The sequence below is a fragment of the Flavobacterium gyeonganense genome, from assembly GCF_029625295.1.
Taxonomy (GTDB): Bacteria; Bacteroidota; Bacteroidia; order Flavobacteriales; family Flavobacteriaceae; genus Flavobacterium; species Flavobacterium gyeonganense.
This window is the reverse complement of sequence record NZ_CP121112.1, coordinates 522,855-549,491: the sequence shown is the minus strand read 5'-3', so window position 1 is coordinate 549,491 and position 26,637 is coordinate 522,855. Positions and strand designations below refer to the sequence as shown.

The following is a 26,637-nucleotide window of genomic DNA, read 5'->3' as shown; positions in this document are numbered from 1 at the left end:
TAATCTCTAAAAAAACAAATAATTCTCACTATATTTGGTTTAAATGTTATATTTTTATTGATTGAGGAATTAGGATTTAAAATTATAACACGGTAAATATTCTATTTCATTGAGAATATTCATGATCAAAATTATATTATCTATTATTAAAACCATAATTAAATGAGAAACTACGCGATAGCTGGTGTAAGCATTTTACTAGTAGCAGTATCCTGTCAAAAAAAGAAGCCCTTACGTCCGGGATCATAAAAAATAACATGGATACACTAGTTAAACCAGGGGATGATTTTAACAAATTTGTAAATGGTAATTGGGAGAAAAAAACTCAAATACCTGGAGATAAAGCTTCCTATGGAGCTGGTTATATTCTTTATGACAAATCACAAAAAGAGGTAAAAGAAATAATTGAAGATGCTGCAAAAGCAAACAATGTTAAAGGTAGTGATGAACAAAAAATAGGTGATTATTATGCTTCATTTATAGATAGAAAAACACGAGACAGTAAAGGTGTTGCTCCTATTCAGCCTGAATTTGCGAAAATTGATGCTATTAATGACTATAAAGATTTAGCTGTTTATTTTGGACGTGCTAATCGCTTAGGAATAAATACTCCTTTAGTGCTTTCGGTTTATAGCGACTTTAAAGACCCGACCAAATATACTACTGTCACCTGGCAAGGGGGCTTAGGATTACCTGACAGGGATTATTACCTTTCTGCTGATGCTAAAATGAAGGAGATAAGAGCTAAATATTTAGTACATATTGATGCTATGTTAAAATTAGCAGGTCTGGAAAATTCTGCTGCAAAAGCTAAAACGATTTTGGCACTTGAAACGGCTTTGGCCTCGAAGCAAATGAAGAAAGAAGATACCCGGGACATGATTAAACTATATAATCCTTATCCGGTAAAAGATTTAAACACTTTAATGCCTGATTTCGATTGGTCTGCCATGTTAAAAGCATCTGGCTTTGACAAAGAGAAAAAAATAATCGTTACTCAGGTAGAATATACGAAAAGTCTAAACAATATAATCAAATCTACTCCAATAGACACATGGAAAACTTTCCTAAAATGGGGTGTTATACATAATGCAGCTACAAGTTTAACTACAGAAATAGACAATCAAAATTTTGATTTCTTCGGTAAGACAATGTATGGAACCGAAAAACAAAAAGAAGACTGGGAACGTGCAGTGACGAAAGTAAATAGTGGTTTAGGTGAAATTGTAGGTAAAGTATATGTTAAAAAACGTTTTTCTCCGGAAGCCAAAGAGAAAATGACTGTTTTAGTGAAGAATTTATTGAAAGCCTATTCAGAAAGTATCAAGGAATTAGATTGGATGAGTGAAACCACAAAGAAAGAAGCTCTTAGAAAAGTTGACAAATTCATGATTAAAATTGGATATCCTGATACCTGGAAAGATTATTCAAAAGTAACTATCGATAAAAACGATTTATATGGAAATACAGAAAGAGCAATCGCTTTTGAGTATCAACGCAATCTGGACAAACTTGGAAAACCAGTTGACAGAACTGAATGGCAAATGAATCCACAAGAGGTTAATGCTTACTATAATCCTACGTTAAATGAGATCGTATTTCCAGCAGCCATACTTCAACCCCCATTTTTTGATATGAATGCTGATGATGCAGTAAATTATGGTGGTATTGGTGCCGTAATCGGACATGAAATTGGTCATGGTTTTGACGATCAGGGAAGTACTTTTGATGGCGATGGCGTAATGAAAAACTGGTGGTCAGCAGCTGATTTAAAAGCTTTTAAATTAAAAACAAACGCTTTAGTAGAGCAATATAACGCTTTCAAAGCATTTCCGGATTTAAATATAAATGGCGAATATACTCTTGGTGAAAACATTGGTGACCTTGGCGGATTAAGCATTGCTATCAAAGCTTACAAAATTTCATTAAATGGAAAAGAAGCTCCTGTTTTAGATGGTTACACAGGGATTCAGCGCGTATTTCTGGGTTGGGGACAAGTATGGGCAAATAAAACCAGAGAAAAAAGCATTACGCCAACAAATAGCAACTGATCCTCATTCACCTGCAAACTTCAGGGTAAATGGAGTGGTTCGCAATGTGCCTGAATTCTATGAAGCATTCAATGTAAAACCAACCGACAAATTGTACCTTGCTCCGGAAAAAAGAGTGAAAATCTGGTAAAACTCCAGATAAATGCAAAATATAAAAAATCCGTCTTAAATTTACTTGAGACGGATTTTTTTAATGTTTCGATATGTTTTACTTATCATGAATATCCAATAACCAGTCATAAAAACTGTCTTTCCATTTTGAAACCGAATGACCTTTATCGTAAGCCAGTCCAAAACCGTGATCACCTTTTGAATAGATATGTAATTCTGATTTTTTTACTTCTGCAGCAATGGCAGCCAGCCCCGGAATAATTTCTTTTACAGGCATTTTTTTATCATCGCGGGCAATCGCCATAAAAATAGGAGGTAAGGCCTGAACGTTGTCAATTCGTTTAAAATTACTTAGCGTATTACCATGATAAATTAAAGCAGCAAAAGCCGGTTTCCAGTCTACTGCTTCTTTGGTTTCGGTAGATTTTATAACAATACGTTCGCTTAACCATCCTCCTGCCGAAAAGCCTAAAATTCCAATTTTATCTTTGTCGATTTTCAGGCTTTCTGCCAGTTCTTTCATTTTTAAAATTCCTGTTCTCGCATCCTGATAAACGGCTCCTTTATAATCATCCATTGGAATAATCATCTCTCCTTTTTCATCTTTTCTGTTGGTTCTGTATTTTACCACCATACAATTGATCCCTTGTCCTGAAAGCCAAATTGCAAGGTCAGTTCCTTCTTTATCAACCCAGTTTGTGGTTAAACCTCCACCGGGGAAAATGACTACTCCAATATGTTTGTTGTTCGGTTCCGAAGCTGGAAATAATTGATAGGTTGGAATCGAAATATTACTGATTACCCTGTTTTTATGGGATAGTGACATCGGATTAATGACAGAATCAACTATCTTTTCAGAATTGGGATGTATTACCGGATTTTTTTCAATACCGTTTGGATACAAAGGAGTCTCCGGATTGGTTTGAGCAAATAAATGAGCACAGTTTAATACTAATGAAATCGAAAATGTAAGTACGAGTTTTTTCATGTTAGTTGTTGATAGTAAATGTTTTATTTTAAATGTGTTAAAAATAGTTACAAATTAATAAGCAACACAAATTAAAATTAATTAATTCCCATCAACATAATCCTGTAAATAACTAAATCGCTCTGTCAATTTGCAATTCTCTGTAATTTTAGCACGCTCCAGAATTCCGTCTTTGTCTTTATTGAAGAAAGCCGGAATAACATGTTCCATAAACTGTTCTCCAAAACCTTCGCTGGCGTCTTTTGGAATTTCGCAAGGCAAATTATCAACTGCCATCACTACAATTGCGGCTGGATGAAAAATATCCACTTCTTTATTTTCTGAAGGTAGATAACCATACAAAGGTTCTGCAATGGTTGAAGAACGAAGCGTACTGGCAATAGGACCGTTTACATCGCAAGAAACATCGGCTACAACTCTTATTTTACAATCTTTGGCATTCAGCATTTCCTGAGTCAGGATCATTGGTGCATTGTTTCCGTAAAAATGTCCTGCTATATAAATGTCACTGATTTTGGTGAATTTTTCGAAATCAGACGTGTAATCTTCCGGATGTTGGGTGAAATCTGTAAAGTCAAGAATCTTACCGTCAGTTCTTTTGTTGTATTCTAAGGCGTCAAGCTGTACATAAACGGATTGGGTATAATTTTTGGATAGATAATTTTCTACAGTAACTTCCTTTACTTTGATTGCTTTCAAAATTTCCTGCGCACCACTTCCTACTTTTCCGGTTCCGGTGAGTACAAATTTTAAAGGAGGCAGGGTAATTCTTTTCAAATGTGTGATCAGCGCATCTTTTCCCGAAAGGGTTTCTGCTTTCGGAAGCTTGAATAATTCAAATTTTATTCCGAACGCACGAATTGCATTGTAAACGCCAACCATTCCGGCGTATTTACCAAACCCTATTAATCGGCGGTTATGTTCATCAACAATCGTTTCGTGATCATATAAAGTGATATTTTTTTCTAATACGGCCTGTAAAAGTTTTCTGTTGTGAGGCTGCTTTTTTATCGTGTGTGAAAAGAAAAAATAAGATTTATTCGGAATTAAATTTTCAACCGGAACTTCTTTTACTCCAAATAAAATATCACAATCCGAAACATCATCAGCAACATTGATACCCATACTTTTGTATTGTAAATCAGAAAAAACTCTAATATCTGAGCTTTCTACAGTTACAGAGGCCTCTGGATAAAGCTGCTTTAATTGAGCTAATGCATCAGGTGAAAAGACAACACGTCTGTCAGGTGGATTTTTTCTTTCTTTTATAATTCCGAATTTCATTTAAAGGATTTTTGATATTTAATAATATAACTTTTTTGGTTTATTTTGTTTTAAATATAACAAATATAGTTAAAATTTTGTTGCACTTTTCTTATTTTTAATGATTATGAATCCTTAAGGTCTGATGTACAATAAGCTAGCTAAAAAAGTTGTTAATCGTATGTTAATTTTGAGATTTTTCTTCGTCTAAAATCTTTAATCATAAATATTGAATTCTATATATTTGTTTTTAAAGAATAATGAAAATGAGTTTCCTTAAAAAAGCAAATATACCACAAATACTTTTTTCAGTTTTAGTTTTAAGTTCGTGTGGAAAAGATAAAAATAACAGTGAGAATGAAGCTGTAAAAGAAAAAGATACATTAGGTAAAATGGTTCCGATGGGACCTGAAAAAAAAATAACTGCCGCCTATGTTAACTCCGTTAAAGGGCGAATCAATCATTTTTACAATAAAAACTGGCCAAACAACAGTATGAACGGAAGTTTTCTGGTTGCAAAAAATGGTCAGATTATTTTTGAAAGATATAACGGTTTTGCCAATAAAAATGAAGGCACAAAAATTACTGCAGATACTCCGGTACAAATTGCATCGGTAAGTAAGGTACTGACTGCAACTGCTGTTTTAAAATTAATCAATCTAGGGAAGCTTGACCTGGATCAAAAAGTAAATACCATTTTAAAAACTTTCCCTTACGAAGAATGTACGGTTCGAATGTTATTGTGCCATCGCAGCGGAATGCGAAATTACGCCTATTTCACAGACAGGGATAAATCGGTTTGGGACAGGCATAACCAGCTTACCAACAAAGATATTTTAGATATTTTGGCGACCAAAAACATAGGTTTGGAGTCAAGAGTCGGTACCCGTTTTGCTTATTGCAATACCAATTATGCCATGCTGGCACTTATTATTGAAAAAATAACTGGTCTAACGTACAAAGAAGCCATGTCCCAAATGATTTTCAAACCTCTAGGAATGACGCATACGTATGTTTTTGATGATGATAAAGAGAGAAAAAACATTGTTCCCTCATACAAAGGAAATGGGGTAGAAATTGGTTTCGATTATTTGGATAACGTTTATGGCGATAAAAATATTTTTTCGACGGTACGTGATCTTTTAAAATTTGACAGAGCGAGAAATGCACCCAACTTTTTAAAACCGGCTTTATTAAAAGAGGTTTATACCGGGCAGAGCAATGAACGTAAAGGGACCAAAAATTATGGACTCGGAATCAGAATGATCAATTGGGAAACAGGACAGAATTTTTACTTTCATAACGGCTGGTGGCATGGAAATACATCATCTTATATTACGCTTCAAAAAGAAGGCGTAACGATAATTGCCCTATCCAATAAAATGACAAGAAACACGTATGCAGTTCGTAAACTGGCTCCGGTTTTTGGAGATTACCCTTTTCAGTTTAAAGACGAAGAATAATAGAATTTTTCTGAAAATTTTAATAGAAAGTAATTTCAAATAGTATAAATTTGCAAACTCATTTTTGGGGTCGACTGGTTTTGACAGCAAGTCGAATTGGAAAGTAAGCACGTCGAGCATTGAGACCTTGCTCGTAAATATAAGATCTCACACTTTTACACGGCGAAAATAACTACGCTTTAGCTGCATAATCTGAATTATAGTACGATTAGCCACGTCCCTACAAGGTAGGGAAGCTGGATTCTCCTTGAAAGCCTTGGTTTGTGGCGTTCTGTTTAGGGGAACCGTAAAAATAAACCTAGATTTCCATGAGCTTCGGGTGGATTTTGAAAATTAAGAAGATAAGTGTTGAGTGGCTGTTTCTGGCCTTGCTTAACATCGAAAATCTAATCAGGAAATAAGCGTGTAGAAAGCTCTTTAGTTGCTTGTTTGGACCCGGGTTCGATTCCCGGCGACTCCACAAAAAAGCAGAAAATCATATGATTTTCTGCTTTTTTTTATATGTAAAAAGGAAAGTAAGAAGCAAAAATTGCGGAAAGTCAGAGACATTTGCCACAGTGTTTCATGATGAAGACTTCTGAGAGCGGAGTTTTTAAATGCTACTTTCGAATTCTTATTCCTTGTTCTTGTAATTTTAATAATGCTAGGGATTCTGACATATCTTTTCCTTTAGAAGAACAAAAGTCTATCAAATCATATTCTATTACAAGTTGAATACTTTCTGCTTTGTCTGAAATAGCTTTAATTTTATCAAACAATTCCTCTTTTATGTTTCCGGCATTTAAATCTTCTTCGTTTCCACAGATAACATTGTGAACTAACCAATTTCTTTGCTGTAAAAAAGCATTTAATTCATCTTGCAATGACAAATTATATAGTTTCTCTTTAATTGCAATTTTAATAGCATGGCCTAAAGTATATCCCTGGTTTTGTTTTAAAAGTTGATCTGCTCTTTCTTTTGTTTCTGCGGGATTCATTTTCAGAGTAATTGAATGACTTAACGCTTGCTCCACCATTTGGGTTTTCAATAGAGCTTCTCCAAGGAAACAATACAAATTAATTTCATTATTGTTGGCTGGTATTTTTATAACATTTTCTTTCATATCCTTTTCGCTTTAATAAAATTTCACCTAACTTATATATAATTATTGTTAGTCAAAGATATTTCTTTAGTACGTAGTGTTTTTGCGCAGTAAAAAATATTTAATTTCTCTTTAATTTTATTTACTTGATCGCGCGGATTTGCAATCCGTGCCCGCAAAGTATATCAGAACAGATTTAAAAAAGAAAATCCAGTTTTTATTAATATTAGTAACCAGCAAGAAAAGAATTTCTGCGCTATCGTTGTTAATATCTAAGGATCGGGTTAAAAATTGGTGTCTAGGTAATTATTATTAGTCTATCTTTCAGTTAAGAATATATTAAGTAATTTATAATCCATTTTTATATATAATATTCCAGTGCTAATTTCTCTTATCTTCTTGACATATTAAAATCTAACCATTTTTCAGGATCTCTTTTATCTAGCATTTCTCTTATCAAGCCTACATGGGAAAGAAAAACTCCTCTCGTAGCTCTTTCCATGTCTTCCCCATCTTCATCATTATATGAATTACTATTTACAAATTCTTCATCTGATTCTAACGCTATCATTAGATAATCATTAATGAGTTTTTCCAACTCCTCGCTTGTATTAATATTAAATATCCGTAAATCTTCAATTAATTCTGAATAATTTTCGAAATAAGCTTTATTGTCTGGCGGAAGTTTTTCGTTAAGTAGTGATTCTAAGATATCAACATTAAGTGTTTGATTTATTGCAGTTGATAAGTTAGAAGATAAAAGATTTTTATATTTTTCACGCTGATCTAATAATCTATCCAATTCTAAATCCACGGTTTCAAGTAATGCGGAAACTCTTCCAATTGATCGAAATAACTCTCTAGGAATATTTTCTTCTTGCTTATATTGAAGTTGTTTAGATGCTTCTGCCCAAGTATGTTGTGATAATGTTCTTACTTGAATTTCTGCTACTAACCCTCCTAAATCTTTAAATGTAGGTACGCTAATCCAAGCTTCTGGAATTTTAACAACAAAATGTTCTGAAGCATAACCAAATTGATTGTCTAATAATTTTTCCGAAGTATTGTATCTTTTTATTTTGGTTAGATTATCTTCGATTAGTTTACATACATTTTCTACGTCTTTATTAAAAAGTAAAATTACTCTCAATCCGACAATGTCTTGTAACTCCGTAATTGAACTTTTTATATTAAATCTTTTGCTTTCAACCTTATTTACAATTGAATCCCATGATTTGGTTCTATTTTGAATTGGAAAACCTAAAGGTATATTCTCTAATTCCAAGAGTTCTTCAACTTGTATTATAATTGAATCCTTTAATCTATTAAATTTAGGTTTTAATGACTTATATTCAATTTCCAAACTGTTAAGGTCTAATTTTGCCATACAATAGATTGATGATATTTTCTAATTTTTAAAGTTGACTCTCGTTTAAAAATGTAAATTAAAGAGTTAACGAAATTTATTTTTAATTACAAATAACTAAAATAGTTTTTTTTATTTTAAACTCAGGTTTTTAATCTAAAGTATTTTATTTGCAAGAAAAAACGAACATAGAACACCGATCGCGCGGATTTTTAATCCTTGCCCGCAAAGTTTATTCCATCAGATTTAAAAAAGAAAATCCAATATTTATTACTATTAGAAATTGGCACGGAAAGAATTTCCGCGCTATTGTTACGCATATCCAAAAAATCGGGTTGAGTTAAATTACCGGACAAGATATTGTCTTAAAGCAAATAACATCTTGCAATACCCATTATGTTAATGCATCAAGTGAGTAGTTTTATAACTGATTATTATTAAGGTCCTCTCCATTTTGTAGTAGCGCAACCATTCTTTCATATTCTTCTCTGTTTTGAGGGTATTGATCGTAAAACAAAATAGCTAATTCACCCGTTATATCAGAAAAAAGTATTTCTTCGGGAGCTTGAAACCGAACTAACGGAGGGTTTACAGGATTTAGTATTTCATAATATGCTGTAACTAAAGTAGCATCCCCAAAAAGTTCAGTTGTAAGATCAAAATGTGTTTCATTAATTTTAACCCACATATGAGGAAAGCAAAAATTATCTCTTGTCAAAATCAATCCTTCCACAATTACCGCATTTTCACCTAAACTTCTGGCTACTGTTTGTGAATTACTTCTGCATTCATTTGGCTGTAATGCCCCTATTTGACAGTTTATTCTCATTCCATCGGTGATTTCCTGAATTTCATTTGAATTGGTAATCAGTATTTCCGCACCACCTGCATTGTTTATTCCTTCTAAAAATTCTTCCATATACTTTTTTCATAATAATAACGATTTTTGAATTATAAGTCAACACTTCAAAAGAGTTTTTTCTGATTTTTTTATTTCAATAACACCTCTCCGAAGTGTTTTTCTTTACGCTGCGCAAATGTCTCTGACTTTGCGCCATTTTAAACAAATATAACTGAAAAACAGAAACTTCATAAAGTCTCTGACTTTAAAACTAATTCCCTTAGAATATTTCTCCTGAATGTAAATAATCCAAGACAATCATAAGAACTAACAGTAAAAAGTCAGGAGACTTCTATCAGGTTTATAATTTCTAAGGAACAAAAAAAATGCGCAAAGTCGGAGACATTTGCGCAGCTTTTCATGAGAACACTTCGAAGAACGAGGATATCCTATTACAACAACATTCTCTCAGTAATTATTTTATTAGAAGAAGCATCAATTCCGGTAACTTCGGCATATTTTACATTTGGTAACCAAAAAGAACCTCCTTCAATGCGTACAAATATTTTCTCTACCTGTATTTTTTTCTGATTTACATTTACAAAAACATGATATTTTTGATCTGAATCTGTCTTTTTCAAAGTTAAGGGTAGCTTTTTATACGATACAAATTGAAGTTCAAAGTCCTCATTGTTTAAGGCTTTACTTTCTATTCCGTAGGCAAATTTGCGTTGTATATAAGTAAAATCTTTTTTTACTCCTTTCTCGGCATATCGAATCCAATACGCTTTTATAGGATTACTTTTGTCTATTTTTCCGTTTTCCTGGTAGTTTATGGCATAAATTGCAGTGTTGATATTCGGGTCCCGCTGAATGTAAAACAGCATATTATCTATGTTTTTAGGCGTTGGAAAATGCAATGGCGATGGATTTTTGGATTGTGCCAATAGATTTCCGGAAACTATATTTACTAAGATCGTTATAACGATTAGTAATTTTGCAAAATATTTAAATGGTAATTTATTCATACGAATCTTTTTTTTTGGAATTATTGTAAAAAAGTAGAATGTTGTCTCTTAGCCCCGATTGCTTCGCCAGTTCGCTATCGCTCGTGTGCAACGGATGAGCCGGGACCAATCTTTTAAAAACACAGAAATCTTGTGCTCCAGAAATTAATAATCGAGATCAGCTTATAACTAATTGGATTGGATGACGTTTTGTTTATCGTTTACCTTAAAAACCCAATTTTTAATTAGTGGATAATTAAAACCATAAGAAACAAACAAATCCGTGATTAATCTTCCGATTTTATAATCGATTTGAAATACTTTTTGGAACATAAACGTACCCAATGATTTTAAGGAAATGCTTCCCAACACCACCAAAGCAAATTTAAAAAGCTGACTATTGATGTGGCTGCTGTAACCCGATTGATTTTTAAATACCCAAAATCTATTGATGCTGAAGTTGATAATGGCACCAACGGTTCCGGAGATTAGAATAGAAAAGGTAAAATGCAGTTTGAATACTTCTGTCAATAAAATCATTAACCCATAATCGGTAATGCCGCCTAAAAATGCCGCAACTTGTGCCTGTAGAAAAGTCAAAACGGATTTTTTCTTAAACATTTCAGCCTTGGTTTTTATCTCTTAAATCGCCCAGCTTTAAAAGTTTAAAGCTATCTATGGTATTGATTATAAATAACACAATAGTGATTAAGCCAGCCAAATAGGTAATTGATCCCTGATATAAAACTTCTGTAATTAAAATTAAAGCAATAATAAATCGAAGCTCTGTTGGGCCAACAAAGCCGGAATCGATACTGTATTCATTTGTAATTTTGTAGCGTAACTGACTGATGATGATAGACCAGCCGTACAATGCGACAAAAGCAAAGGCTACTATTTGTGTGTCATTTTCAGCATAAATGTAGTAGCCAAAGCCTATAAGAACAATACCAATCCAATCGGCAATAATATCGAGTGCAAAACCATACCAACGGCGTGGAATATTTCTGTAATAAGCCAGTCTTCCATCTAAAGAATCGCCTAACCAATTTATACCCAAACCGATAATACCTAAAAGCAAATACCAATTGGCGAAATAAGTACCTAAAACAAAAGCTAAAAAAACGAATCCCGAACCCAGTGTACCAATTAATGTGAGCAAGTTCGGCGAAATGAATTCAGGCACCTTTGGAAGCAAAAATATAATCGTTAACTGTTCTGCTCTTTTTAAAATATTAGTTCGCTTACGGTCTGAAAATGTTCTCTGTGCAATTGCACTATACTCTTCAACCTGTGTTTCTTTTCCCATTAATAGCGCAATATTTGTAAGCCAGATACTATAGCCAATTCCAGTTTTGCAATTTTAACTTTGATTCTTGTTTGCTTATTTTTAAAAAAATCTATGGTACTTTTTAGCTTACCTGATCTAACCAGATAACTAAATGCGATAATAAACAGCATAATTATTTAACAATACCCGCAAAACGTTGATAGAAAACCGTTGGGCTGTTCTCGTTTTTAGGAGCGTACTTTCCTGCTATAATTGGAATATAAATAACCCTTCTTCTGCTTTCTTCGCCACGGATAGAAGATTCTGCAACTCTGTGCCATAAACGGCCATCGTGAATAGTTAAATCTCCAGCTTCCGGATTGATGGAAATTTCCTCAGGATCGGCTTTATGATCTAAAAAGTATTTTTTACGAAAAAGCATTTGATAAATACTTTGCTTGTGCGTACCCGGAATGATTTTAAGGCCGCCATTTTCGGGTTCTAAAGTACTTAAGTGGATACCTACATTGAGCATCGGGTTTAATTTTCCACCATAAAAAATATCTCTCAAACCATCTGTATGCCAGCCCATTTTAGCAAACTTACTTTCCGGTCCATTGATATAATGATTGAAAACCATTCCGTCTTTTTCTTCTGTACCCAATCTTGCGCCATCGCCTGCCAATGGTAATAAACCATTAAATCTTGGATCAAGCAGAAGTCCGCTTAAGGCCTGATGATGTTGATTGATAAAAGCAAAACGCTGTACAATAGGAGAGCCATCTAAATCTTTTCCATATTTAATTGGAACGCCATTTACTTTTTCAAGGTTATTGTCAATCCATTTTTGCTCTACATGTTTTGAGGCATCAATGATGGATGAAACCGTTTCCGGATTTATAAATTTTTTGAAATGGATGAAGCCATGTTCGTTAAAAAAGGCAATTTGCTCATTAGTTAATTGCTCAGTAAGTGTAAATGTTTTATAAGAAGATACCATGATATATGTATTTATTAAATGAAATAATGAGTTTGAAATTTTATCTAAAAGTTAGCAGCAGCTACAGCAACAACAACAGCAGCACATTCGCATGTTTGCGTGCATTCGGCTTTTAGGAAAATTAAACATATTCCTATTATTATACATGTTCTATCGAATTAGTAGATATTGCAAATGTAATATATTTTTTCATTTGCAAACAATATTTTTTTATTTTTTTGAAAAAAATTAAATTTTATAAATTCCGGCTGCCGTTTTTTCGATGAAAGCCTTTGGTAGTATGCGGTTGGCATAAACGGAAATGATATTTGTAAAACCCGGAATAACTTCTGATTTTTTGCTGAACATGGCTCTTACTGCCATTTTTGCAACTTCATGAGGCCGCATATTAAACTTTTCAGCCATTTTGTTTAATGGATTTATACCAGCTCTGGAAGCAAAACCAGTATCAACCGGACCCGGACTAAAACAGGTTACTGAAATTGGAGTTTGGGTCAATTCGAAACGCAAGGCACGCGTAAATGATAAGACAAAAGCCTTAGTAGCCGAATAAACAGCCAGTGTAGGTACAGCCTGGTAGGCAGCGGTACTACATATATTTAAAATGTAGGCTTGTTTTTCTTGAGAAAGTATGGGTAGTAATAAATGTGAAAGTTCAACTACTACATTCATGTTCAGCTGCATCATGCCAAGCTGATCGGTTAGAGAAGACTTACTAAACTCGCCCCATATACCATAACCCGCATTGTTGACTAAAATGCCAACGGGATAATTATTTATCTTTATCCAATCGATAACTTTTAACGATGCTCCATTTGTGGAAAGATCAATTGGTAAAACAGGAGCATTGATTCCGTATTTAACCTGAAGATCATTAGATAGTGCTTTTAATTCCTCGTCACTTCTTGCAACAAGCAATAGTGGATATCCCTGTTTAGCCAATTCATAAGCAATTGATTTTCCAATGCCTTTGCTGGCACCGGTAATTAAGGCATACGGTTTCGTTTTTTCGCTCATTTTGATTAATTTGATTATCAAATGTAAAGATTAATTATACTTAACACTATATAAATGCTCGCATTTATCTTGTTTATTGCATTGTATATTTGTGCTTTTTTTTATATTTTAGCTATGAAGACGCTTTTTTTCTTTCATACTTAAGTCGTTAATGACTGATAGCACAAAAAGTAATAAAAATGAACACCTGTAGTCAGTCATAAAATGCATCAATGAAATTAACAGAAAACAATGACCTTTTTCAAGCCGTTTTTAACTCTGCACCAAACGGTATTGCGGTCATGCAGTCTTTCTATAATAACGAAGGAAAGATTGAAGACTTCTCAATTCTGCTATTTAATACTTACACGCTCAATTGGATTGGCGATATAGATTATAAAGATAAGTTGTACAGCAGTGTTTTTCCTATGGCAAAAGAGGCTGGTATCCTTGAGAAATTTGTTGAGGTAGCCGAAACTGGAATCACAGCCAGATTTGAAAGTTGTTATGAAAGACAGGGTACGATACATTGGTTTCGTTTTACAGCTGTAAAACAAAATGATATATTGGTAGTGACAATGGATGATATTACCGAAAGGAAAGAGTCGGAAATTGCTCTTAGTCAAGCATTGGATACAGCAGAGAAACAAAAAAGACTATACGATTCTATTACAAACAATACCCCTGACCTGGTGTATGTTTTTGACCTGGACTACAAATTTACTTATGCCAATAAAGCATTACTTACTATGTGGGGTAAATCCGCTGAAAATGCTATTGGTGTCGGTTTACGTGAAAATGGTTACGAAGAGTGGCATGCGCAAATGCATGAAAGGGAAATAGATGAAATAGTTGCAAATAAAAAAACAATCAGGGGAACAGTTTCATTTCCACATGCAGAGTTAGGCAGTCGTGTGTATGACTACATTCCTACTCCTGTTATTAATGAACAAGGTATAGTTGAAGCTGTAGCAGGAACAACCCGCGATATTACGGATATAAAACAGGCGGAGGAAAAGCTTCAGCAAAGTGAAACCCGCTTTCGCAACATGATTGAACAGGCACCGGTTGCGATGTTACTTTCTAAAGGTGAAGATGTTATTATTGAAAGTGTAAATAAGCCCATGCTCAAGTTTATGAGTAAGAAACATGCAGATGAGGTGATTGGAAAAAAAATGCTGGAAGCGCTCCCGGAACTTTTACATCAGGAAATACTGGAAACGGTTATTGAAGTACAAAAAACGGGTATACCTTTTAGAGGAGATGAATATCCGGTTAATTTATTAATTAATAACAATCTGGAGCGCCGTTTCTTTAATTTTTCTTATGATAATATTAAAGAAACGGACGATAGCTCAGCTGTGTTACATATGGCTGTAGATGTAACGCAACAAGTTCTTGACAGAAGAAAATTAGAAGATAGTGAGAGCCGATTAAGATCTATGATTGACCAGACTCCCTGTCCGACTTTGGTACTAAAGGGAGATGATTTGGTAATAGAGCAAATAAATAAGCACATGCTTGAGATGATTGGCCGGGGAGAAGAAATTATCGGTATGCCACTGATTGATGTTTTACCTGAATTGGAAGGTCAATATGTTTGGACACAGGTTCAGAATGTTTACAATAAAGGAGTTCCTTTTGATCAGAGTGAAGTACTTGTTCCGCACAATCGTACAGGCGAAATAAAAGACTATTATTATAATCTTGCTTATCGTCCGTTAATTGAAGATGATCAAATAACCGGAATGATTCAAACGGCTGTCGATGTTACGGAACAAGTCATCGCAAGAAAAAAACTAGAAGAGAGCGAGAATCGTTTTCGGGCTTTGGTAAATGCTTCATCTGATGTGGTATATCGAATGAACGCCGACTGGACTGTTATGTGGAATCTGGAAGAAAGAGGAGTACTCTCTGAGATTAGCGAGCCCATTTTAAATTGGAGGGATAAATATATTCATCTTAATGATCAGGAAAAGGTTGAAAAAGCTACAAATGAAGCTATAGCAAAGAAAAGTATAGTAGAACTAGAACATCGGGTGTTAAACTCAGATGGTTCCATGAGCTGGACTTTTTCACGAGCTATACCTGTACTGGATGAACAGGGTAATATTATTGAGTGGTTTGGCTCTGCAACTGATATTACGGCACAAAAAGAGGTACAGGAAATTATTAAAGAAAGCGAAGAAAAATTCAGGCAGCTTGCTAACCTGGTACCGCAAATCATCTGGACAAGTGAACCGGACGGTTTTGTTGATTATTATAACAAGCGCTGGTTCGAATATACTGCTTTTGATGAAAATGAATTTGGCGACTCAAGCTGGATTCCATTATTGCACCCCGATGATGCATCATTTGTAGTGGATTTATGGTATAAAAGCATTCAGAGCGGCAATCCTTATCAATTAGAATTACGTTTAAAAAATGGAAAAACAGGAGAATACCGTTGGTTTTTAAGTAAGGCTTTACCTATTATGGATAAAATGGGAACAATAAAAAAATGGTTTGGAACCTGTACCGACATCCATGAACAAAAAACCATTACTGAAAAACTGGAGAGTCTTGTTGCTGAGCGTACAAAAGAATTGCAGCGCTCTAATCAGGATCTGCAGCAATTTGCCCATGTAGCCTCTCATGACCTAAAAGAACCAGTACGAAAAATAAAAACATTTACCAGCCGTCTGGAGGATCATCTTCAGGGCAAATTAGACGAAGCAGCATTGCGGTATATTGAAAGAGTGCATGTTGCCACAGATCGAATGTTCAGCATGATTGACGGGGTGCTTGCATACTCTAAAATTAATGCTGATTTGCAAAAACCTACATTGGTTGATTTAAATGAAGTTATCCAAAACATTGAAACCGATCTCGAGGTTTCCTTGCAAAAAACAGGTGGTAAAATTCATTATCATGATCTGCCATCTCTGGAAGGAGCATTAGTATTGATTTACCAGCTTTTTTATAATCTTATCAATAATTCTATCAAATTTGCTAAAGTAGATGCGCCACCTCAAATAAACATACTTTCTAAAATTGTTATAGAAAATGATAGAAAGTTAGCTGTAATCACGTTATCCGATAATGGAATTGGTTTTGAGCCAAATCAGGCAGACCAAATATTCGACACTTTTACGCGTTTAAATTCTAAAGACAAATATGAAGGTACAGGCTTAGGATTGTCACTTTGTAAAAAGATAGTAGAGCGACATGGAGGAAAGATAACAGCAAACGGAAGTCTCGGTACAGGAGCTACGTTTATTATCACACTTCCGTTACAACAAAAAGAAAATGATATTTAAAAATGAATAATAAAATAATTTTACTGGCAGATGATGACACTGATGATACAGAAATGTTTTGTGAGGCATTGGCAGATATAGACAAACAAATCTTATATTACACAGCATCTAATGGAATAGAAGCGTTAAATTTACTTGCTGAACTAGATGAAAGTCCGAAGCTTATTTTTCTAGATCTCAATATGCCTGTAATGAATGGCTGGGAATGTTTGAAGTTATTAAAAAAGGATAAGCAATACAAGGATCTTCCTGTGATTATGATTTCGACATCTTCTCATAAAAATGATATTGAGACTGCTTTCAGTCTGGGTGCGATTGGTTATTTTGTAAAACCCAATAGTTATGCAGATTTAAAACATATTTTACATTCAATTGCTGAAAACCTTGAAACCGGCTTGAAGGATGCTATCATGAATCTTCAAAAAAAGGATTCAATACTATTTTTGGATTTTAAAGAATTATCCTGTAATACATAAATCAACTATGAGGTTTTTAAGAGTTGAATTTACTGTTTTTTTAAATTATAATATTAAGTTCGTTTTTATTGATTTTGATTGACGTAAAATTTTATAAATCCCTTTGCATAAGCTAGTTAATTATTTAATAAGAATAGAAAAGTAAACATGAAGCACAGGACAAAGGATGTCAGTTAATTTACAGTAAGGCATTGACAGCTTATATTAAAATTAGTTTTATCTTAGCTGTTATTAAAAGTTTTTAATTCGGATTTATTTAAAAAAAATACTATACCGGTTCGGTTCGAAAAAATGACCATCAAAATAATTAATTTATCCTCCATAAAATGAACAAACAGATTTACAATCTTCTATTAGCTGACGATGATGATGATGATTGTATTTTTTTTAAGGAAGCACTTGATGAGCTTTCGCTTTCTGCAACACTTGAAACAGTTCATGATGGAGTAGAGCTTATGCATCATCTGGAAAACGCAGCTAATAATTTACCGGATATGCTTTTTCTGGATTTAAATATGCCACGCAAAAACGGACATGAATGTCTGGCAGAAATTAAGAACATTGAGGAGTTTAAAAACCTTCCTGTCATTATTTTTTCAACGTCTCTTGATAGTAAAATTGTCGATTTGCTCTATGACATGGGCGCGACTCACTATATTCGTAAACCCGGTGATTTTTCAAAATTAAAAAAAGTAATTTCAGATGCACTTGCAAAAGCATCCGAAAGCAGCTTTAAACAGCCTGCAAGAGAGCAATTTATTCTTCAACCCTAATCAATCTTTTTCTATGGGATTTACTGATCAGGAATATTATTTTTTGGCTGATGGAGGAGAAATGGGAGAATTGATGCGCTCAAAAGACTGGAGTAAAACGTCAATTGGAAATCCTGATAGCTGGCCACAAAGTCTTCGAACAATGGTTTCAGTAATGCTCAATAACCCTTTCGGGATGTACATTGCCTGGGGTAATGATTACACTCAGCTGTACAACGATGCATTTCGGCCTATTTTGGGATGCATCAAGCACCCTGATGCTTTGGGATGCAGTTCCAGAGAAACATTTTCAGAAATTTGGGATACTATAGGTCCAATGTTTAATGATGTAACGAAAGGAAAAGCTGTCGGTTTTCCTGATTTTATGGTAGTGTTAAACAGAAATGGTTTTGATGAAAATTGTTATTTTGACTTTTCTTACAGTCCGATAAAAAATGAAAATGGAAAGGTAGGTGGCGTTTTGGTAACTGTAATTGAAACTACAGAAAAGAAAAAAGCAGCCGAGGCATTAAAGGAAAGTAACGAAAGGTTTATAAATAGCATTATGCAGGCGCCAGTACCTATGTGTGTATTTAGGGGTAAAGATCATATTGTGGAAATTGCAAATACACAAATGATTCAGTTAATGGGTATCGCAGCCGAAAAAGTAATAAATCAGCCTATTTTTAAAGTCTTGCCACAATCAAAAACAATAGAAGATATTTTAGACAATGTTTTTAATACAGGTAAAAATTTTGTTGCGAATGAACAGCTTGTACAGTTAATACGAAATGGTAATACAGAAAGCAGGTACGTTAATTTCGTATATGAAGCGCTTACAGAACCAAACGGAACAATCTCAGGAGTTGTAGCAATTGCAATTGAAATAACTACACAGGTTTTAGCCCGTTCTAAAGTAGAGGAAAGTGAACAAAAAATAAGGCAATTAGTAGAAAATGTACCGTTTCCTATTGGTGTTTATGTTGGAAAAGAGATGCGCATTGAACTCGCCAATAAGTCTATTATGGATATTTGGGGAAAAGGAAATGATGTAATAGGGAAATTATATAAAGACATTCTGCCAGAACTTGAAAATCAACATGTTTTTGAACAGCTAAATACTGTTTTTGAAACGGGGGAATCTTTTCACAGTAAAAATACCAGGTTAGATCTAACAATAGAGGGTAACTTAGAAACTTTTTACTTTAATTACAGCTTTACCCCATTATATGATACCAACGGAAATGTATATGGCGTGATGAATACAGGTGTCGATTTGACTGATTTGAATCTTGCTAAGAAAAAAATAGAAGAGGCAGATAAACGTTTTAGAAATACAGTTAAGCAGGCTCCGGTTGGAATTACGATTCTGAGAGGACATCAATATGTTGTAGAAATGGCCAATGAGGCCTATTTAAAATTAGTAGACAGAAAAGAAGATACTTTTGTAGGTAAACCTTTGTTTGAGTCTTTGCCAGAAGTACAAACAACGGTGAGTTCACTATTGGAAAATGTTTTAAAAACAGGAATTCCATATCATGGAAACGAAGTACCGGTTCCCTTAAACCGTTTTGGGAAACTGGAGATTTCTTACTTCGATTTTCTTTATTATCCATTAAAAGAAGAAGATGGTACTATTTCAGGTATTATTGTAACTGTTACTGAAGTAAGCGAAAAAGTACTGGCGCGCAAAAAAACAGAACAGAATGAAGAGAGATTAAATATTATAGTTGAAGCCAGCGAACTCGGTACCTGGGAACTGAATATAAAAACTAAAGAGCTGCTTTATTCTGAAAGATATCTCGAAATTATTGGTGGATATAAAGAAAATGTTAATCTAACACACCAACAGCTGTTGGAACATCTTCATCCGGATGATATGCACATTAGAAATAAGGCCTTTAAAGAAGCACTCATTTCAGGAAGTCTCAATTATGAAGCCCGTTTGATTTGGGAAGATAAATCCATTCACTGGATGGAAGGAAAAGGAAAAGTTTTTTATGATGAAAATGGTAATCCCGAAAAGCTGATCGGTACAATCAGGGACACTACAGCCGAAAATAAACATCAGGAGGCAATAGAAGAAAGCGAAAAAAGGTTTCGCTCCTTAACAGAAAGTCTTCCACAGTTAATCTGGGAAACCGATGAAAACGGGAATGCCTTATTTACCTCAGGAAAATGGTTCGAATATACAGGGATTCATCCGGGAAAAGATGACAGTTGGGAAAAAATGATACATCCGGAAGATTTTGAGGAAAATATAAAAATATGGCATCATTCCTTAACAACAGGAGAAAGGTACAGAGCTGATGTAAGGATAAAAAGTAAAAGCGGAACTTACAGATGGCATGCAGTAATTGGCGAGCCTATTCGAAATGAAAACAATGAAATCATTAAATGGGTCGGGGCATTTACAGATATTCACGCCGATAAAGCTTTTGCTCATGAATTGGAAGAGCAGGTTAATGCACGCACGAGGGAATTAAACCTGATGAATGAATCACTTAGAAAAAGTGAGCAGCGTTATCATTTAATGGTTGAAGAAGTTCAGGACTATGCTATTTTGTATTTGAATCATGAAGGGATTGTGGAGAATTGGAACATCGGTGCCGAAAAGATTAAAGGATATAAGAGTGAGGAAATTATAGGACAATCTTTTTCTGTTTTTTATACAGAAGAAGACCGAAAAAATAACCTTCCCCACAAAGTGCTTCAAATTGCCCGCGAGAAAGGCAAAGCAATCCATGAGGGATGGCGTGTTAGAAAAAACGGGACATTATTTTGGGCAAGTGTTGTCATCACGGCTGTACATAATAAAAAAAAGGAGGTTATAGGTTTTTCAAAAGTGACACATGACCTTACAGAAAAAAAACAAGCCAATGACAAATTGAAACAAAATGCAATGGAGCTCGAACAGAAAAATGCTGAACTGGAACAGATGAATAAAGAACTTCAGTCGTTTGCCTATATATCAAGTCATGATTTGCAGGAACCTCTCCGAAAAATACAGACTTTTGCAACCCAGATCATAGAAAAGGAATCAGATAATTTATCAGATTTTGGAAAAGACAAATTTCAAAGAATGCAGAATGCCGCTAAGCGAATGCAGACTTTAATTAATGATCTCTTGTCTTATTCCAGAACCAATATTCAGGAAAGAATATTCGAAAAAACAGATTTATCAAAGATTATAGATGAGGTAGAAGAAGATCTAAAAGAAGAACTAGAATTAAAGAAAGCTGTTATAAAAAAAGGTCAAACCTTTAAAGTTGATCTTATTCCTTTTCAGTTTAGGCAATTGTTGTATAATTTAGTGAGTAATTCAATTAAATTTTCTAAGCCGGAAGTTTTTCCGGTAATAAAAATTAATTGCGAAATAATTAAAGGATCAGCACTGGGAAATAAAAAAGCAAAAGATACTATTGACTATTGTCATATCAGCATCTCAGATAACGGTATTGGTTTTGATCAGCAATATAGTGCAAAGATATTTGAAGTGTTTCAGCGTTTACATGGAAAACTGGAATATACAGGAACTGGAATAGGTCTGGCAATTGTAAAAAAGATAGTGGAAAACCATAACGGATTTATTACTGCAAGCGGTGAGCAAAATAAAGGTGCCACTTTTAATATTTATATTCCTGTAAATGGCTCACAATAATACTATTGAAGTTTATTTCGGCAAAGAGGAGTTAGAGAGATCTAATTCTTTCAGGTTTACTCTTTAGTAATATTTTTAACGATTATATTTTTAAAATCAATAGGTGCACCCTCGTAGTTTAGTGAAATTCTGCCTTCAGTTGTATTAGCTTCTACACATTCATTTACTAGTTTTCCGTTGAGAAATTGGGAGATTTTTCCATTTACGGATTTGATTGAAATACTATTCCATTCACCATAAGGCTTTTCGTTTTCAATAAATTTGGCAGAAGTTACGCTTGCGCCTGCCTCAACCAGTTTCCCGTTTACTTTTGCAGTTACCTGATCTAAAAAGATAAAATCGCCGGTAGTATTTTCTTTGATTTGAAACTGAATTCCTTTTGGCCAGATTTTATCAGGGTAATCTGCAGGAATATTGTACATAACACCGCTGTTTTTTTTGTTTTTTGTTTTAAATTTTTCTTCGATATTCCATCGGTATTCTAAACTCAGTTCAAAATTTTTATAACTTTTTTTAGACATCAGATAACTGTTTGTTTCACCGTACATCCTGATTATGCCATCTGAGAATTCATAAACTTCTGAAGGCTGCTGTCTTTCAGTACTGGTTTTTGTAAAAGCGTACCAGTCATCTGCTGACAGGCTTTTTTGTTGAACCGCGCATGAATTTAAAAGAAAAAGTAAAATAAAAGAAAAAGTTATTTTTTTGAACATAAGTAAGAATTTTAAACAAATAAAGCTATGTTTTTATAGCAGTAAAAGTAAGCAATCAAGATTTATTAGATTTGGTAAGGCCTATAATTTTTTCAAAGAAAAATACTGATTTTGTGATTTCAAGTATACGCTTTTATTAAAAATATTTCAGAATCAGGTGCTCATAAATTATTCCTAAAAGATTGAATTAGTTCAATAAATTAAAAGAGGATTTCTGTAAAATTTGTACTATAAATTAAATAACCCTAAATCTATTAATTATGAAATTTAAAAAACTTATGCCATTGCTTTTTGCCTCATTTTTTTTTATTCTTTCCTGCAGTAACGAAGATAACGGCACTGTTAAAAATGAAAATTCCGTAGCTTCAGTTACTACTTCGCCAAGTACTGCAAAAGTTGGCAATTGTAGTGAAGTTCCAGGTTGGGCTTCTCAAAATGGAGGAACCACTGGTGGGGGAGTTCCCAGGAGACTGTTGTAGCTAATTATTCCAGTCTAAAAACAGCTATCGAAAACAGTAGTATAAAAGTGATCAAAGTATCTGGTACTATCACAATTCCTGCTACTTCTGGCGGAAGATTACTGCTTCAGGGACAATCCGGAAAAACTATATATGGTGAAAGTGGGGCAAAACTGGTTTCAACAGATCAGACTACAGCAAATTCAGGAATTATTAATATAAAGAACTGTACGAACATTATCATAAGAAATTTAATATTTGAAGGCCCGGGTGCTTATGACACTGATGGCTGGGACAATGCAATAATAGATAACTGCCAGAATGTTTGGGTTGATCATTGTGAATTTAGAGATGGCGTAGATGGTAATTTAGATATCAAAAATAAATCTGATTTTGTTACGGTATCTTACACAAAATTTACTTATTTGAAAACTCCAAAAGCGGGAGGTCCTGGCGGAACAGATGATCACAGATTCTCAAATTTAATAGGCTCCAGTGACACTGCTACAGGCGATCGCGGAAAATTAAGAATTACTTTTGCCAGATGTTGGTGGGGACCTGGCTGTAAAGAGAGAATGCCAAGAGTAAGATTTGGAAAAGTGCATATTATAAACAGTTATTTCAGCAGTTCGGTGAGCAATAAATGTATTATGGCAGGCTTTGAAGCAGATATCAGAATCGAAAAAAATGTATTTGAAAGCGTTAATAAGCCTATTGATTTAATGACTGGTTTTACAGCTGTAACAGTCCTGGATAACAGTTTTCCTAATACCACAAATACTGTAAGCGGGAGTAATGCTTTTACACCCCCATATACTATCGTTACACTGCTTACAACCGCTGTAAAAGCCGATGTTACCGGTAGTGCTGGTGCAACTTTTACCGGCAATATTTGTGGTTCTTTTTAAAGTTAGTCCGTTGGTGTAATTTTAGTACATAGCAATGTACGTAATAATTATGGTAAAAAAAATGTATTGAATTAGACTTTGAATTACCTGACGGGCTACTTTTTTTGAAGCATATATTCGGTTTTTAAACTGTAATATATGCTTCTTAATTTATATAAAAATCTACCTAAGACGAAAAAAATAACCAGTATACGGATTGTATTATTTCTTCTTTGCAGTATCAAGTTCATTAGTCTTATCTTCTAAAGCCTTCTCAAGAAGTTTTATTTTTTTCTGATAGATTTTATTAAGCTTGACAACAGCATCAATTTCCGGAGTTTTTTCAACTTCAGTTTTAATAGATATAGAACTTTGAAAATTAATAATGTCATCGACGCTTACTTCTAAAACAGCAGCTATTTTTAGTAATCGGTTTTTTCCTAAAATAGTTTTTCCCTTTTCAATCTTATTATAACCTGATTGTGTTAATCCCAGTTTTCCGGCTACATATTCCTGAGTGTAATTTTTTAATTCCCTTATATTCTTGATATTATTTAGTATAGCATTCCACATATGGCAAAAATCGTGATAGGTATATTTCACAACAAACAAAAGTATACACATTTATGATTCAGAAATATAAACTTACCTCAAGGTAACTATAATATCATTTTTGATTATACTGAGATAAAATTTAAGCATACATATCCTACATAGCGAATGGTGAAAATATATATTTTTGATTTATTTATCAATAAAAAAAGTAACCCCAAATATTTGTGACCAATGATTATAACTGATGAAAGTATCCCTGACGGGAATAATAGAAAAGAAAGGATTTTGAAATGTAAAACAGAAGTAGTTTCTATTATGGACGCTATTTACGTTATAGCAGGTAGTAAATGGAGAATCCCCATAACAATAGCACTCATGGAAGGAAATAGAAGATTTGGCGAGATTATGAAAGAGATTCCTAAAATTACTTCTAAAGTATTGGCACAGCAATTAAAGGAAATGGAACTCAACGGTTTTGTTGAAAAAAAGATTTTTAAAGATAGTGCAATCAGAACAGAATATGAACTTACAGAATATAGTTGGTCAGTCAAGCCGGTAATATTGGCGCTAAGGGATTTTGGAATCAGTCATCGTGAAAAACTTAGACAGGAAACGATGTGAAAGATAATTCTAAGATTGTTATTTTATAATGAACTAAATATAATTTTATTCTGGTTGGTATTATAAACTGTTACTTCTTTCAGACTTTGTGTATAATCCAGAATGATTACAGCGATATTGTCAAAATCATTTTCCGGATCTGACGCAAAAAGAAATCGTATTCTTGCATGGCAATCGTTTTTCCAAAATATATTCCAAATCGTTAGAAACAGCACGATTATCAAAAAATACATTGATGTTGTAGGGATTGTCAATAGTGAGTTTTTATTTGGATAAATCATAGTAATCGGGGGAACACTTCGTAGAGGCGAGGTATGTTCTCAAAAATTATTTTTCAAAAAAAGGAATTAATTGCTGAAATGTATTGAACATATCCACGTAAGGACTTTCATTCTCTGATTTTTTTTTGATTAGAAAATCTTTATATCTAAAAAATAAATCTTCAAATTTTTTATCATTATTTAATTTCATTAATATTAATTTTCTTAACATCATTGTATTTCCAGCTTATGTGATTAAATTGACATGATTATTAATATCGTTCTTATCCAACCAAACATTAACATTTTCTAAGTTCTTATATTCTTCATAAAAACGTTTTGCTGTCTTATCATAAAAAGATTTCATGAAATCTACAAACAATAAAGATTCCTCATAAGTTGAAATTTCAAAGTTTATTTTTCCGTTAGATTCAGTATAATTTAGGCTTTCAGGTATGTAATCTACATTTGGTGAAATGTAAATAGTGTATAAATTTATTAAATCAACATTTATAATTGGATTTATAAGTTTCTCTACTATATTAAATCTTTTATTTGCGGTTAAACCGGATATCCATATACAATCATACTCAGTCCAACTGAATCCTATGCGAAATCCTTCTTTCTTGGTATTTTTTTCATACCATACAGTTCTGTCTTCTATTCTTAATTGATAACCATCATTTTCTAAAAATGTGAATTCATTCTTAATTATGTCTATGAAATTTTGATGTGCCATATTGTTTTTATCATAGAATGCGCAGCAAGTAATTTTTATGAGAACACTTCGTGGAGCGGGAAACACTTCGTAGGATAGGTTATAAAAACTGTTTACAGTCTTCACTTTCAAGATATGTTGCTAATTGTAAAAGTTGATTGTAATAAGTCAAATATCTGGAATTTCCATTACTCATCGCATTTACTATATTTGATTTATACTCATCCAGGAACTCAGTGTATCTCTTATTCCTACAAATCTTCATGACTATTAAACTTTTAAAAATAGTTTCGCCTGGTATAAAATTACACCACTCATCTGAAGATTTCTTTTCAATTATTTCATTATTTACAGTTTGTAGATCAGGATATTTGTCAATAAATGGCTGTAGGTATTGGTCGTAAATAAATTGTATTTGTTTATAAAAAGAATTTACGTCTTGGCTGGTCATAGTGTTTTTTAACACAGGCCGTATGTTTTCTGCATTGATTTCAAGGAAGAGCTCTTGCTCCATTGTAAGTGTATCGGCATTATCCCACCAATAAGGATATTCGGGTCTATATTCTATTTCTAATGCTTTATTTAAGATTTTTGTAACAATGATGAAATTAATTTTAAAGCGCAATATTAAATAAGTATAGTTTTTTAAATTATTGATTTCTAAATTGATTTGTAACCATTTGTTATAATTATCTGTGTTTATTAAATAACAACTTCCATTTATATCGTCAAAACCAAAATTTTTATATCCTTTTATATTGATATTGTCAATAATAAATTTTAATTTTTCTTTTTTCAT

23 protein-coding genes, 1 other RNA gene and 1 pseudogene are annotated in these 26,637 nt (G+C 33.5%); 10 read left to right on the top strand and 15 right to left on the bottom strand.

Annotated features, from left to right (window positions below):
• The first annotated feature begins 257 nt into the window (after nucleotides 1–257).
• Nucleotides 258–2,051, top strand: coding sequence for a M13 family metallopeptidase (locus P5P89_RS02165; RefSeq protein WP_278010543.1), 1,794 nt, complete (start codon nucleotides 258–260; stop codon nucleotides 2,049–2,051).
• Nucleotides 1,954–2,181, top strand: coding sequence for a M13-type metalloendopeptidase (locus P5P89_RS21755; RefSeq protein ID WP_422851759.1), 228 nt, complete (start codon nucleotides 1,954–1,956; stop codon nucleotides 2,179–2,181). The genes P5P89_RS02165 and P5P89_RS21755 overlap by 98 nt, the downstream gene beginning before the upstream one ends.
• A gap of 78 nt (nucleotides 2,182–2,259) precedes the next feature.
• On the opposite strand, the gene P5P89_RS02160 is transcribed toward P5P89_RS21755, so the two are convergent.
• Nucleotides 2,260–3,150, bottom strand: a complete 891-nt coding sequence (locus tag P5P89_RS02160; RefSeq protein ID WP_278010542.1) for an alpha/beta hydrolase — start codon at nucleotides 3,148–3,150, stop codon at nucleotides 2,260–2,262.
• An 81-nt stretch (nucleotides 3,151–3,231) separates the two neighbouring features.
• Nucleotides 3,232–4,434, bottom strand: a complete 1,203-nt coding sequence (locus P5P89_RS02155) for an NAD(P)-dependent oxidoreductase (protein ID WP_278010541.1) — start codon at nucleotides 4,432–4,434, stop codon at nucleotides 3,232–3,234.
• Nucleotides 4,435–4,673: 239 nt separating this feature from the next.
• Here P5P89_RS02155 and P5P89_RS02150 point away from each other — a divergent pair, with 239 nt between their 5' ends.
• Nucleotides 4,674–5,876 carry a serine hydrolase domain-containing protein gene (locus P5P89_RS02150; protein ID WP_278010540.1) on the top strand — a complete coding sequence of 401 codons (1,203 nt, stop codon included), beginning with the start codon at nucleotides 4,674–4,676 and terminating at the stop codon, nucleotides 5,874–5,876.
• Between the two features lie 66 nt (nucleotides 5,877–5,942).
• Nucleotides 5,943–6,339: a transfer-messenger RNA gene (gene ssrA / locus P5P89_RS02145) on the top strand.
• A 136-nt stretch (nucleotides 6,340–6,475) separates the two neighbouring features.
• Here the strand turns inward: ssrA and P5P89_RS02140 are convergent.
• The 8 genes from P5P89_RS02140 to P5P89_RS02105 all read right to left on the bottom strand — a co-directional run bounded on the left by P5P89_RS02140 (nucleotide 6,476) and on the right by P5P89_RS02105 (nucleotide 13,459).
• A complete protein-coding gene (locus tag P5P89_RS02140) occupies nucleotides 6,476–6,979 on the bottom strand; it encodes a hypothetical protein (protein ID WP_278010539.1) in 504 nt (167 codons plus the stop codon).
• 370 nt (nucleotides 6,980–7,349) lie between these two features.
• Complete coding sequence (locus tag P5P89_RS02135; RefSeq protein ID WP_278010538.1) at nucleotides 7,350–8,345, bottom strand: GTP pyrophosphokinase; 996 nt, start codon at nucleotides 8,343–8,345, stop codon at nucleotides 7,350–7,352.
• A gap of 400 nt (nucleotides 8,346–8,745) precedes the next feature.
• Nucleotides 8,746–9,243 (bottom strand): hypothetical protein, encoded by a 498-nt coding sequence (locus P5P89_RS02130; protein WP_278010537.1) that lies wholly within the window; start codon nucleotides 9,241–9,243, stop codon nucleotides 8,746–8,748.
• A gap of 374 nt (nucleotides 9,244–9,617) precedes the next feature.
• Nucleotides 9,618–10,193, bottom strand: coding sequence for a DUF4833 domain-containing protein (locus P5P89_RS02125; protein ID WP_278010536.1), 576 nt, complete (start codon nucleotides 10,191–10,193; stop codon nucleotides 9,618–9,620).
• A 168-nt stretch (nucleotides 10,194–10,361) separates the two neighbouring features.
• The gene (locus P5P89_RS02120) at nucleotides 10,362–10,793 is read right to left on the bottom strand and encodes a GtrA family protein (protein WP_278010535.1); all 432 of its coding nucleotides are present in this window, start codon (nucleotides 10,791–10,793) and stop codon (nucleotides 10,362–10,364) included.
• A 1-nt stretch (nucleotide 10,794) separates the two neighbouring features.
• Entirely contained in the window at nucleotides 10,795–11,481 is a 687-nt protein-coding gene (locus P5P89_RS02115) for a CDP-alcohol phosphatidyltransferase family protein (RefSeq protein WP_278010534.1), read from the bottom strand.
• Nucleotides 11,482–11,635: 154 nt separating this feature from the next.
• Nucleotides 11,636–12,442 (bottom strand): phytanoyl-CoA dioxygenase family protein, encoded by an 807-nt coding sequence (locus P5P89_RS02110; RefSeq protein ID WP_278010533.1) that lies wholly within the window; start codon nucleotides 12,440–12,442, stop codon nucleotides 11,636–11,638.
• A 228-nt stretch (nucleotides 12,443–12,670) separates the two neighbouring features.
• A complete protein-coding gene (locus tag P5P89_RS02105) occupies nucleotides 12,671–13,459 on the bottom strand; it encodes an SDR family NAD(P)-dependent oxidoreductase (protein WP_278010532.1) in 789 nt (262 codons plus the stop codon).
• Between the two features lie 212 nt (nucleotides 13,460–13,671).
• Here P5P89_RS02105 and P5P89_RS02100 point away from each other — a divergent pair, with 212 nt between their 5' ends.
• From P5P89_RS02100 to P5P89_RS02085, 4 genes are all read left to right on the top strand, one after another.
• Nucleotides 13,672–16,737 (top strand): PAS domain S-box protein, encoded by a 3,066-nt coding sequence (locus P5P89_RS02100; protein ID WP_278010531.1) that lies wholly within the window; start codon nucleotides 13,672–13,674, stop codon nucleotides 16,735–16,737.
• Between the two features lie 2 nt (nucleotides 16,738–16,739).
• Nucleotides 16,740–17,213, top strand: a complete 474-nt coding sequence (locus P5P89_RS02095) for a response regulator (protein WP_278010530.1) — start codon at nucleotides 16,740–16,742, stop codon at nucleotides 17,211–17,213.
• 326 nt (nucleotides 17,214–17,539) lie between these two features.
• On the top strand, nucleotides 17,540–17,986 hold the full coding sequence (locus tag P5P89_RS02090; RefSeq protein WP_278010529.1) for a response regulator: 447 nt from the start codon (nucleotides 17,540–17,542) through the stop codon (nucleotides 17,984–17,986).
• Nucleotides 17,916–21,626, top strand: coding sequence for a PAS domain-containing sensor histidine kinase (locus tag P5P89_RS02085; RefSeq protein WP_278010528.1), 3,711 nt, complete (start codon nucleotides 17,916–17,918; stop codon nucleotides 21,624–21,626). The genes P5P89_RS02090 and P5P89_RS02085 overlap by 71 nt, the downstream gene beginning before the upstream one ends.
• Nucleotides 21,627–21,682: 56 nt before the next feature.
• Here P5P89_RS02085 and P5P89_RS02080 read toward each other — a convergent pair whose 3' ends face one another.
• Complete coding sequence (locus P5P89_RS02080) at nucleotides 21,683–22,339, bottom strand: 3-keto-disaccharide hydrolase (protein ID WP_278010527.1); 657 nt, start codon at nucleotides 22,337–22,339, stop codon at nucleotides 21,683–21,685.
• A 260-nt stretch (nucleotides 22,340–22,599) separates the two neighbouring features.
• Here P5P89_RS02080 and P5P89_RS02075 point away from each other — a divergent pair.
• Nucleotides 22,600–23,705: pseudogene (locus tag P5P89_RS02075) on the top strand (pectate lyase family protein).
• Nucleotides 23,706–23,906: 201 nt separating this feature from the next.
• On the opposite strand, the gene P5P89_RS02070 reads toward P5P89_RS02075, so the two are convergent.
• On the bottom strand, nucleotides 23,907–24,287 hold the full coding sequence (locus P5P89_RS02070; protein ID WP_278010526.1) for a helix-turn-helix domain-containing protein: 381 nt from the start codon (nucleotides 24,285–24,287) through the stop codon (nucleotides 23,907–23,909).
• Between the two features lie 183 nt (nucleotides 24,288–24,470).
• On the opposite strand from P5P89_RS02070, the gene P5P89_RS02065 reads away from it, so the two are divergent.
• Nucleotides 24,471–24,860 carry a winged helix-turn-helix transcriptional regulator gene (locus tag P5P89_RS02065; RefSeq protein ID WP_278010525.1) on the top strand — a complete coding sequence of 130 codons (390 nt, stop codon included), beginning with the start codon at nucleotides 24,471–24,473 and terminating at the stop codon, nucleotides 24,858–24,860.
• Between the two features lie 23 nt (nucleotides 24,861–24,883).
• On the opposite strand, the gene P5P89_RS02060 is transcribed toward P5P89_RS02065, so the two are convergent.
• The 3 genes from P5P89_RS02060 to P5P89_RS02050 form a co-directional block, all read right to left on the bottom strand.
• On the bottom strand, nucleotides 24,884–25,114 hold the full coding sequence (locus tag P5P89_RS02060) for a hypothetical protein (RefSeq protein WP_278010524.1): 231 nt from the start codon (nucleotides 25,112–25,114) through the stop codon (nucleotides 24,884–24,886).
• 253 nt (nucleotides 25,115–25,367) lie between these two features.
• Nucleotides 25,368–25,859, bottom strand: coding sequence for a hypothetical protein (locus P5P89_RS02055; RefSeq protein ID WP_278010523.1), 492 nt, complete (start codon nucleotides 25,857–25,859; stop codon nucleotides 25,368–25,370).
• Between the two features lie 79 nt (nucleotides 25,860–25,938).
• Nucleotides 25,939–26,637, bottom strand: a complete 699-nt coding sequence (locus tag P5P89_RS02050; protein WP_278010522.1) for a hypothetical protein — start codon at nucleotides 26,635–26,637, stop codon at nucleotides 25,939–25,941.